Genomic DNA, 8,996 nt, shown 5'->3' on the forward strand with positions numbered 1-8,996 from the left:
TTTTCAACTTTCATTGAAAAGCCCTATCACATTTACGAAACTTTGTTCAGTTTTCAAAGGACTACCTTGTCCAAAAGACAACCTTAACAGTATATCTATCGAACATACCGTTGTCAACATGGCTTTGACTAAATATTCATTAGTTGAATAAACAGTCGTGTGATTCCAATCAGCCTGCTTTTGACAACAACAAGTATCTTACCAGCTATGAAGCGGTCTCGTCAACCATTAATCAGCCAATGACGCGACAAAAAAATAAACCCGAACGGAGAATAAAGATTCATCTTTCCCGTTCGGATTTATTCATTATCTAACCGTTTTTTGCCTTAGCTGTGGTCTTACCCAACTTGATCTGGCACTCTGGGCACAAGCCATAAACCTCAAGATGATGGCCATCAACGAGGAAGCCGGTCTTGGCGGCGGCCACCGCTTCCACATCTGTCAACTTATCATAACTGAAATCGACAATTTTACCGCAGTTGCGACAAATTACGTGGTAATGGGGCACCAGTGCAAAATCAAAATGAGTCGCGATGTCGCCAACGTTCATCTCTTCAATCAGCCCAAGATCCGCAAGCAGTTTAAGATTATTGTAGACCGTCGCCACACTCATGTGCGGAAACTGCGGCGAAAGCGCCGCGTAAATCTTCTCGGCCGTCGGGTGCGCCTCGCTAGCAATCAAATACTTAATGATTGCATCACGCTGTGGCGTCACCCGAATTTTATTGGCCTTAAGCTGGGCAATCGTTTGGTGATACACAGTTTCTTCCATATTTTTTCACCTACATTAGAATGATTCTTCAGCCGCGATTAGCATACTCCAAAACCCGTGACTCTCCAAACAAGACCTCCGAGTTACTCGGAGGTCTTGTGAGTCACCGCTATTTGGAAGCAGAACTGCTGCTAGCACTGCCACTACTACTGCTACCACTACCATTGTTCGCAAGCTCTGGCGCATCGGTGACATAGTCGGCGTCATACGACTTGCCCCCGTTTTTAGCCAGTGCACTCGTGCCTGCCTGCTGGGCTTTTTTGAGGCTGGCCTGCGCTTTTTTCAAGTTATAATTGTACTTCGTCTTGTCGACCTTCTTGAACCCGGAAGGCGTGTAGAATCTGAGCAAATCGCCATTCAGGACGCGATCAGACAACGACAGTTCTGTCGTGACTTTGTTGGTCGCCGTGTCGATGACCTGCTTCTGGTTGCGTGACAGATTCTTCAATTCTTTACCACTGACGGTATCGTAGTAACTGCTGCCCACCTTGGTGATTGTCGGCGTGACCCAGTCGCCATTTCGGAATGCCACGGTCTGATCATGCTGAGCAGAAAGCAAATCAGTCCCAAACATCACGTTGTTCGCCGTATCGACCCCCAGCAGGTGAAGCAGTGTCGGCAGAAAATCGATTTCACCACCATAAGTGTGGTTGACCCCGCCTTGAAGCCCATCCATGTGAATCATAAACGGTACGCGCTGGTACATCGCATTGTTGTAATCGTTAAAGTCCTTGATCCCGGTCAGCTTGGCCATGGCCTTTTTATGATTATCAGAAATGCCGTAATGGTCGCCGTAGAAAACAACCATGCTCGATTTATCCAGCCCGCTCTTTTGCAGCCAGGCCATGAACTCGCCAATCGACTGATCCAGATAGTGCGCCGTCTGAACATAGCCATCAACCGTTTTATCACCGGTATCCGTCTTGCTGATGGTTTGATTCTTCTTATCCAGCGTGTACGGGTAATGGTTCGTCACCGTAATCAGCTTCGCGTAAAAAGGCTGCGGCAGCTGCTCCACATAACTGGCAGCGTCTTTCAAGAACAGCTTGTCCTTCATGCCGTAGCCAACCTCGCCATCCTTGACCTTCGGGAAGTACTGCTTGGAAAAGAAGTAATCGTAACCCCAGGACTTATATGTATTATCGCGATTCCAGAAACTTGGAACATCCCCGTGCGCCGCCGCCGTCGTGTAACCCTGCTGATCCAAGATCGCCGGCGCCGCCTGGAACGTGTTCGAGGTGCCGTCCGTGCTCATCGCCGAACCTTCAGGCAAACCAAACAAGGAATTTTCCAGCATCATTTCGGCATCGGCGGTTTTGCCTTGGCCGACCTGGTTAAAGAAGTTGTCAAAACTCAGGGTGTTGTTCTCATGGTAAATCTTGTTCAGGTTAGGAGTGACCTCCTGACCGTCCCACTTGTAATCAATCAGAAACTGCTGGAACGATTCCAAGTGAATGATGAAGACGTTCTTCCCCTTGGCCTTGCCGTAGTAACTAACATTTTTGGATACCTGGTGATTTTTGACGTAGGCTAAGACGGAATCGAGGTCTGACGCCTTGGCATTCGCCTTTTCCGCAGACGTCTGGGCGGTTTTCACGCCATCGACGACGGTGTAGGCATTCAGTCCCAGGTACTTGACGATGTAATTATTATCAAACGTGCGGGTCAACAGCCCTGACCGGTCGGAATCCGCCATTGACAGGTTTGCGCCAATCATAAACAGCGCCATGATGGTCACACCGAGGGCAAACCGCTTCTTGATCGGCCGGATGTCGATTCGGATCAGGTGCGTGGCCAGCAGCACGATCAGCACGACGAGGTCAAAGAAGACCAGCCAGTCCGTTGGCTGCAAAATGCCTAACACGCCTTTGCTGAGATTGTTGGACACTGAGCCGGAATCCTTGATCAACGCGAACGTCAGAAAGTCCGAGAACTCGCGGTAATATAAGACATTGGCAAACAGCCACAGCGAGGTCAGAAAGTCGATGATCAGCATCGTGATATAAGACTTGCGACCACTCAAATAAAACGCCAAGCCAAACAGCAAGATGGTGGTCGGCAGCGGATTCAACGCCAACAGCAGGTGCTGCATCTGACCCTTAACGCCCAGGTTAAATTTGGTGTTGTATGCCCAATAGGTCTTGGCCCAAAACAGTGCAATAGCCAGGACAGAAAAACCTAATCGGGTATTAAAAAATCCGCGAATTTTACCGCCGATCGACTTCATACAGTTCCTCCAGATAGTTAATGATAAACACGTACATGAACACAATGGTAAGTCTACACAATCGGCAAACCATTGACAATTCAAGCGGCCCCGCGCGCCTTGGATTTAACGCCATCTTAATGACATTAAATCCAGAGTATACAAAAAGCCGGGCAAGCCCGGCTCAAATCGGCTAGTCCTCGGAATCATCCAGCAGATCGTAAATCTCGATGGCTGCCAGGTCGATGTCGTCAAACTCAAACTTCTGATGCGTTGCCATTTCTTCAAGCGAGTAAGTCTCAGTGGCTGGGTCGAAAGTGACTTCCCCTTTTTCGACGCCCTCTTTTTCAAAGCGGCGCGACTGCACTGAACCGTCCTCGGATTCCTGCATGGCTTCTAAGCGTTTAATAATCGCTACTAATTGTGAGCTTTTCATACGCGGCCCCTTTCTATTCTGTCATAGCGTACCATAAAATTCCGCATTATGGGGACCCAAATCCCGCGTCATCGCATTTTTTTCGTTTTCGGGGCTGGGCCATCCGGTCCGGCGTGACTGCCAAGGCCACACCACCAAGCAGCATCCCGAGGTAATACGTCAGCAGCCGCCAAAGCAGCATCGCCAGCACCAGCTGCGCTTGGCCAGGCACGAACGTCGAAAACAGGGTCTTGAAACTGTACTCCGCGCCGCCAGTGCCGCCAGGGATTGGAAACAGCGACACGATCATGACGATCATCACGTGCATGACCATCACTTCGACGAGGCTGACATGCGCAATGCCAAAGCTTCGCAACACAAAATACGGCACCGAATAGTAAAGCAGCAGCTGAATAAACGTCAAAACGGACGCCTTAAGGACTTTTTGCTTAGCCTGCTTCAGATGCAGGCTCTCCGCATAAAAGGTGTCGATTTTTTCGTCCATTTTCGCCTGCAGCCGTGCCTGACGTTCATCAGAGATGAACCACCCTGCAATGTGGACGAACCAGGCTACCAGTTTTTTGGTGAAGCGGTAATAGTACATCACCAGCAGCAGCCCGATAATCACCGTCACATGGATGACAAACCCGAAGACAATGAGCAAAGACAGCGCGCCAAAGCGGCTGGCCACCTGATTGAAGCCAACAATCAGAGTAAAGACAAAATTGATCAGCACCATGAACTGGTACACGATAAATTTCATCAACAGCACTGAGCTGGCCCGACCGCCTTCCACCCCCGCTTGCATCAAGGCGACAAGCTGAGCCGGCTGGCCGCCGGACGCAAACGGCGTGATGTTGTTGAACAGTTGCTCGACCAAAGGAACCCGAAACGCGGACTTAAAACTCAGCCGCTCACCGTCATGCTCAACAAACATGCGCACTACGAAACTTTCGACGACCCAGGAGCCAATCATCACCAGCAGGCCGCCCAGCAGCCACCACAGGTTCATCGTCGCAAGACTGTGGATCACAGCACGCAGGTCGACCGTCCGCATTTCGAAGGCAAAAATGCCGACGCCAAACAGGACCATGACCAGTGCCGCAATTTTATTTCCGCGGCTCATCCGCGCTGTGCCCCGATTTTAGCCTGGGCCAGGTAAAAGTCATGCCAGACCCGCGCCAAGCGGTCCTCGGAATAAGTCGCCGCCGCCTGCTCGGCCTTTTCAGTGTACTCGCCGCGAAGCGTGGCGTCATTTTTCAGTGCCTGCAATCCGGCACTCATCGCCGCCTGGTCCTTGGCCATCATCGCGTATGGCCTAATGATCTCATCATACAACGCCAAATCGCGCACCATGACAGGCGTACCGGTCGAAAACGCCTCGAGCACCGACATCGGAAACAACTCATCAAACGACGGGAGCAAGAAGACATCCGCGATATTGTAGTAGTCGACCATCTCATCACGCGGCACAATACCAGTGAAGTTCAGATTGGCTGGCGCGTTTTCGACTTCCCCCTTGAGGTGGTCATAGCCGTTGGTGATCATGCCAAACGAGAAGCCGCCAGCCCAGATGAACTGCATCTGCGGGTTGCGCTTCGCCAGGCCAATGAAATCATCGACGCCTTTGCGGTCCTGGACCTGGCCGGCACCGAACACCACGAAGGCGTCCTGGGCGACACCGTGCTTTTTGCGAAGCATTGCCTTCTGCTCGGCGGTCGCCGGATAGAACGTCTCCCGGGAGACAAAGTTGGGAATGAACGTCACCTTGTGTGGGTCAATGCCGTAAGCCGCAAGCTTGGGGATAAAGTTCGGGTTGACGACAACCAGCCGGTCCATTCGCTTGTAAAAGGCAATCGTGTACTTGTCCAGCGTCCACCGAGCCACCCCAGGCAGGCGCAGGCTTTGATCCAAGGTGTCTGGCAGAAAGTGCACGTAGCCGATTTTCTGGCCGCGCCGCTTACTGAAGGTGGAAGCAAAAAAGGCCGGGTCGATCGTGTGGTAATGACTGACCAGGCTTGGAGAATATTTATTGATGCTGATTTTAAACTCGGTAGGAAAATACTTGCGCAATAGGGCAGTCAATTCCGTGTACACGGCGCCGACGCCTTGGCCCGCGACCTTATCCGCTGAGGAGAACATATGAATATCGAGCATGTTTATCCTTTCATCGATGGTTCGTCAAGCCGCTCCGCTTCCTCGGCCATCTCTTCGTCAAACCGCTCCTGCGCCTGTGCGTAGACTTTAAGTACTCGGTCGCCGAACAAGTCCGCGGAAATTGCCCGCAGTTTTGCCTCCCGCGGTGCCGGATCATCAAAGGCGTGAGGATGTTCAAGATAGTTGACCAGCTGATGAACCATTTCCCCTTGGGTAGTAAAAGTCGTGCCAATAGCCGGATCATCAAGCAGACTATTGGTGTAGGTGGCAGCAAGAGCCACCACCTTGCGCTCCGCCGCCAGGGCCTCGATGTAAGTCAGGCCCTGCGACTCGGAATCGCTGGCAGAAACGAAAATATCAGCCGCCCGGTAGTAGTCGGGCACATCCGCATGATCGATCTGCCCGATGAACCGCACATGTTGACCCAAGCCCAGGTTTTGCGCTTGGTGCTCAAGGTCTTCCCGTGCTGGCCCATCACCGACAACCAGCAGCACCGCGTTTGGCACCTCTGCCAGAACACTTGGCATCGCGGCAATCACTTTGTCGATGCGTTTTTCATACGCCACTCGGGACAACGACAGCAAAACGGGCACGTCGCTGAGGCCCAGGGATTCGCGAAGGTGCGGACTCTTGGCGGCCTTGAACTGCGTCAGGTCGACGCCCGTTGGGATGACAGTCATTGGGGTTTTGATGCCATAGCCCAAAAGTGACTGCTTGGCGCGCATCGACGGCGTGATCACCTGGGTCACATGGTAGAGGTAAGCCCGCATGAACTGCTTCACGTGATACGGTCGCAGGAGGTGCCCATTCATCACGTAATGCAGGTAATCCTCATACATGGTGTGATACGTGTGCACCGTTGGCACCTTGAGCTGGCGCGCCACAAACTTCCCGATATAGCCCATGGAGAACTCAGTTTGCGTGTGGACCAAGTCCAGCTGCAACTCTTTGGCCACAGAATAGGCATGGAACAACCCCCGAACTGCAACTCGGCGGTCCGTAAAGGACACAAAGGGGACACTAGCAAAGCGAAACACATTGGGCTCCACCGCATCGTCAGACACATGGGGATCCGTCGTGGTGAAAATGTAGACGGAATGCCCCTTCCGCTCCAGATCATCTTTCAGCGTTTTGATTGACGTCGCAACACCGCTCACTTGAGGAAAATAGGTATCAGTGAAAATCCCGATGTTCATCTTTACGCCTCCCAACGCCTTGTTTATTTACAGTATACGACACTCATGCCCGCGAGCAATTTTCAGGCCTTCATAACGTTAAGTTTAACAGAAACCTTACTGAAACCATCCATCTATGGACTGAAATTTACATAACAAGTTTGTCATCTGGTAAAAAAAAAGACCCCTGCAAGGGTCTGTCTACCGCTGATCGGGGTCGAACCGATACTCCATTGCTGGAACCAGATTTTGAGTCTGGCGCGTCTGCCAATTCCGCCACAGCGGCATATTAGAATTTCTCTTGGCTTGTCCAAGAAGGCGGTGATCGGATTCGAACCGACGCATATAGGTTTTGCAGACCTTTGCCTTACCACTTGGCTACACCGCCAGGAGTTGCTCTTCGCAATTGGGATAGCTGGATTCGAACCAGCGCATGACGGAGTCAAAGTCCGTTGCCTTACCACTTGGCTATATCCCAATCAAGGGCGGATTGTGGGAATCGAACCCACGTATGCTGGATCCACAAACCAGTGTGTTAACCACTTCACCAAATCCGCCATAATAAGAAAAGCAGGGATAGTAGGAATTGAACCCACACTGACGGTTTTGGAGACCGTAGTTCTACCTTTAAACTATATCCCTATAAAAAATGGAGGATCTAGGATTCGAACCTAGGAACCCGAAGGAACGGATTTACAGTCCGTCGCGTTTAGCCTCTTCGCTAATCCTCCATAAATGGCGCGGGACGGAATCGAACCGCCGACACATGCAGCTTCAATGCATTGCTCTACCGACTGAGCTACCGAGCCATTAACGGTTCCAACGAGACTCGAACTCGTGATCTCCTGCGTGACAGGCAGGCGTCCTAACCAACTAGACCATGGAACCAACAATATTCAATTGTAATTGCGGGAGCTGGATTTGAACCAACGACCTCCGGGTTATGAGCCCGACGAGCTACCAGACTGCTCTATCCCGCGATAATGTTAAAAGGAGAATGAGGGATTCGAACCCTCGCGTGGTTTGACCCACCTAACGGTTTTCAAGACCGTCCCCTTCAGCCACTTGGGTAATTCTCCATGACCCCATGACCCGTACGGGATTTGAACCCATGTTACCGCCGTGAAAGGGCGGTGTCTTAACCACTTGACCAACGGGCCATCAACGGAGAAGGAGGGATTTGAACCCTCGCACGGTATGACCCGTCTACACCCTTAGCAGGGGCGCCTCTTCAGCCACTTGAGTACTTCTCCATTTTACTATTCAATTTATGCAGCTTTTGCCGCAATGGGCCTAAATGGACTTGAACCATCGACCTCACGCTTATCAGGCGTGCGCTCTAACCAGCTGAGCTATAGGCCCAAAAATCGATCCAGCGGGTGACGAGAATCGAACTCGCGACAACAGCTTGGAAGGCTGTGGTTTTACCACTAAACTACACCCGCGTGTCAGCGGAGATGGCGCGGGACAGAATCGAACTGCCGACACATGGAGCTTCAATCCATTGCTCTACCAACTGAGCTACCGAGCCGACACCGGTTCCAACGAGACTCGAACTCGTGATCTCCTGCGTGACAGGCAGGCGTCCTAACCAACTAGACCATGGAACCAATTGCGGGAGCTGGATTTGAACCAACGACCTCCGGGTTATGAGCCCGACGAGCTACCAGACTGCTCTATCCCGCGATAACGTTAATATTAAACTTTTTCGGTCCTCACTGCAAAGGCGATGGACCTTGTAGGACTCGAACCTACGACCGAGCGGTTATGAGCCGCCTGCTCTAACCAACTGAGCTAAAGGTCCAAGTCGATCGCGGCGGGGGGGATCGAACCCTCGACCTCCCGGGTATGAACCGGACGCTCTAGCCAGCTGAGCTACACCGCGAAAATGCTACTAGGACGATGACCTTCGCCCTATCGGGAAAACAGGATTCGGACCTGCGACCCCCTGGTCCCAAACCAGGTGCTCTACCAAGCTGAGCTATTTCCCGAGGATGCACCCAGTAGGAGTCGAACCTACAACCTTCTGATTCGTAGTCAGACACTCTATCCAGTTGCGCTATGGGTGCATTATTCAATTTTGCTGCCTAAGGCAACAGCGGAAGACGGGATTCGAACCCGCGACCTCCACCATGGCAAGGTGGCGTTCTACCACTGAACTACTTCCGCAAAAAGCTTGGGTGGATCAAAGATCCAATGGAGGATACAGGGCTCGAACCTGTGACCCTCTGCTTGTAAGGCAGACGCTCTCCCAACTGAGCTAATCCTCCA

The 8,996-nt window shown here is 51.8% G+C and carries 6 protein-coding genes and 23 tRNA genes; all 29 read right to left on the reverse strand.

What is annotated here, in order from left to right; translation table 11 throughout:
- Positions 1-310: 310 nt before the first annotated feature.
- The 29 genes from JUF21_RS11110 to JUF21_RS11250 all read right to left on the reverse strand — a co-directional run bounded on the left by JUF21_RS11110 (position 311) and on the right by JUF21_RS11250 (position 8,995).
- A complete protein-coding gene (locus tag JUF21_RS11110) occupies positions 311-772 on the reverse strand; it encodes a Fur family transcriptional regulator (protein ID WP_203624834.1) in 462 nt (153 codons plus the stop codon).
- A 109-nt stretch (positions 773-881) separates the two neighbouring features.
- On the reverse strand, positions 882-2,999 hold the full coding sequence (locus JUF21_RS11115) for an LTA synthase family protein (protein WP_203624833.1): 2,118 nt from the start codon (positions 2,997-2,999) through the stop codon (positions 882-884).
- Positions 3,000-3,171: 172 nt separating this feature from the next.
- Positions 3,172-3,414, reverse strand: a complete 243-nt coding sequence (locus tag JUF21_RS11120; protein WP_125758275.1) for a YkuJ family protein — start codon at positions 3,412-3,414, stop codon at positions 3,172-3,174.
- 46 nt (positions 3,415-3,460) lie between these two features.
- Positions 3,461-4,519 carry a lysylphosphatidylglycerol synthase transmembrane domain-containing protein gene (locus tag JUF21_RS11125; protein WP_203624832.1) on the reverse strand — a complete coding sequence of 353 codons (1,059 nt, stop codon included), beginning with the start codon at positions 4,517-4,519 and terminating at the stop codon, positions 3,461-3,463.
- On the reverse strand, positions 4,516-5,550 hold the full coding sequence (locus tag JUF21_RS11130; RefSeq protein WP_203624831.1) for a glycosyltransferase family 4 protein: 1,035 nt from the start codon (positions 5,548-5,550) through the stop codon (positions 4,516-4,518). The genes JUF21_RS11125 and JUF21_RS11130 overlap by 4 nt, the downstream gene beginning before the upstream one ends.
- A gap of 2 nt (positions 5,551-5,552) precedes the next feature.
- Positions 5,553-6,746 (reverse strand): glycosyltransferase family 4 protein, encoded by a 1,194-nt coding sequence (locus JUF21_RS11135; protein ID WP_203664665.1) that lies wholly within the window; start codon positions 6,744-6,746, stop codon positions 5,553-5,555.
- Positions 6,747-6,927: 181 nt separating this feature from the next.
- Positions 6,928-7,011: transfer RNA gene (locus JUF21_RS11140), tRNA-Leu, on the reverse strand.
- Between the two features lie 30 nt (positions 7,012-7,041).
- Positions 7,042-7,113 (reverse strand) — tRNA-Cys (locus JUF21_RS11145).
- 18 nt (positions 7,114-7,131) lie between these two features.
- A tRNA-Gln gene (locus tag JUF21_RS11150) sits at positions 7,132-7,203 on the reverse strand.
- A gap of 6 nt (positions 7,204-7,209) precedes the next feature.
- Positions 7,210-7,282, reverse strand: a tRNA-His gene (locus JUF21_RS11155).
- Between the two features lie 14 nt (positions 7,283-7,296).
- Positions 7,297-7,367 (reverse strand) — tRNA-Trp (locus JUF21_RS11160).
- 8 nt (positions 7,368-7,375) lie between these two features.
- A tRNA-Tyr gene (locus tag JUF21_RS11165) sits at positions 7,376-7,456 on the reverse strand.
- A gap of 5 nt (positions 7,457-7,461) precedes the next feature.
- Positions 7,462-7,534: transfer RNA gene (locus JUF21_RS11170), tRNA-Phe, on the reverse strand.
- A gap of 5 nt (positions 7,535-7,539) precedes the next feature.
- A tRNA-Asp gene (locus tag JUF21_RS11175) sits at positions 7,540-7,613 on the reverse strand.
- Positions 7,614-7,631: 18 nt separating this feature from the next.
- Positions 7,632-7,705: transfer RNA gene (locus JUF21_RS11180), tRNA-Met, on the reverse strand.
- Positions 7,706-7,716: 11 nt separating this feature from the next.
- Positions 7,717-7,804 (reverse strand) — tRNA-Ser (locus JUF21_RS11185).
- Between the two features lie 9 nt (positions 7,805-7,813).
- A tRNA-Glu gene (locus tag JUF21_RS11190) sits at positions 7,814-7,885 on the reverse strand.
- A 5-nt stretch (positions 7,886-7,890) separates the two neighbouring features.
- Positions 7,891-7,978, reverse strand: a tRNA-Ser gene (locus tag JUF21_RS11195).
- 35 nt (positions 7,979-8,013) lie between these two features.
- Positions 8,014-8,087: transfer RNA gene (locus tag JUF21_RS11200), tRNA-Ile, on the reverse strand.
- Positions 8,088-8,099: 12 nt separating this feature from the next.
- Positions 8,100-8,170: transfer RNA gene (locus JUF21_RS11205), tRNA-Gly, on the reverse strand.
- Between the two features lie 13 nt (positions 8,171-8,183).
- Positions 8,184-8,256 (reverse strand) — tRNA-Phe (locus JUF21_RS11210).
- A gap of 5 nt (positions 8,257-8,261) precedes the next feature.
- Positions 8,262-8,335, reverse strand: a tRNA-Asp gene (locus JUF21_RS11215).
- Between the two features lie 2 nt (positions 8,336-8,337).
- Positions 8,338-8,411, reverse strand: a tRNA-Met gene (locus JUF21_RS11220).
- Between the two features lie 44 nt (positions 8,412-8,455).
- A tRNA-Ile gene (locus tag JUF21_RS11225) sits at positions 8,456-8,529 on the reverse strand.
- A 7-nt stretch (positions 8,530-8,536) separates the two neighbouring features.
- A tRNA-Met gene (locus JUF21_RS11230) sits at positions 8,537-8,610 on the reverse strand.
- 32 nt (positions 8,611-8,642) lie between these two features.
- Positions 8,643-8,716, reverse strand: a tRNA-Pro gene (locus JUF21_RS11235).
- A 4-nt stretch (positions 8,717-8,720) separates the two neighbouring features.
- Positions 8,721-8,794 (reverse strand) — tRNA-Arg (locus JUF21_RS11240).
- Between the two features lie 28 nt (positions 8,795-8,822).
- A tRNA-Gly gene (locus JUF21_RS11245) sits at positions 8,823-8,894 on the reverse strand.
- A 28-nt stretch (positions 8,895-8,922) separates the two neighbouring features.
- A tRNA-Val gene (locus tag JUF21_RS11250) sits at positions 8,923-8,995 on the reverse strand.
- Position 8,996: the final 1 nt, after the last annotated feature.

Origin of the sequence: Lacticaseibacillus sp. 53-4 (genome assembly GCF_016861805.1) — a bacterium.
GTDB lineage: Bacteria > Bacillota > Bacilli > Lactobacillales > Lactobacillaceae > Lacticaseibacillus.

Bases quoted from the DNA above. Each gene is read 5' to 3' on its own strand.
- JUF21_RS11110 (WP_203624834.1), bottom strand. From the start codon at position 772: ATGGAAGAAACTGTGTATCACCAAACGATTGCCCAGCTTAAGGCCAAT.
- JUF21_RS11115 (WP_203624833.1), bottom strand. From the start codon at position 2,999: ATGAAGTCGATCGGCGGTAAAATTCGCGGATTTTTTAATACCCGATTA.
- JUF21_RS11120 (WP_125758275.1), bottom strand. From the start codon at position 3,414: ATGAAAAGCTCACAATTAGTAGCGATTATTAAACGCTTAGAAGCCATG.
- JUF21_RS11125 (WP_203624832.1), bottom strand. From the start codon at position 4,519: ATGAGCCGCGGAAATAAAATTGCGGCACTGGTCATGGTCCTGTTTGGC.
- JUF21_RS11130 (WP_203624831.1), bottom strand. From the start codon at position 5,550: ATGCTCGATATTCATATGTTCTCCTCAGCGGATAAGGTCGCGGGCCAA.
- JUF21_RS11135 (WP_203664665.1), bottom strand. From the start codon at position 6,746: ATGAACATCGGGATTTTCACTGATACCTATTTTCCTCAAGTGAGCGGT.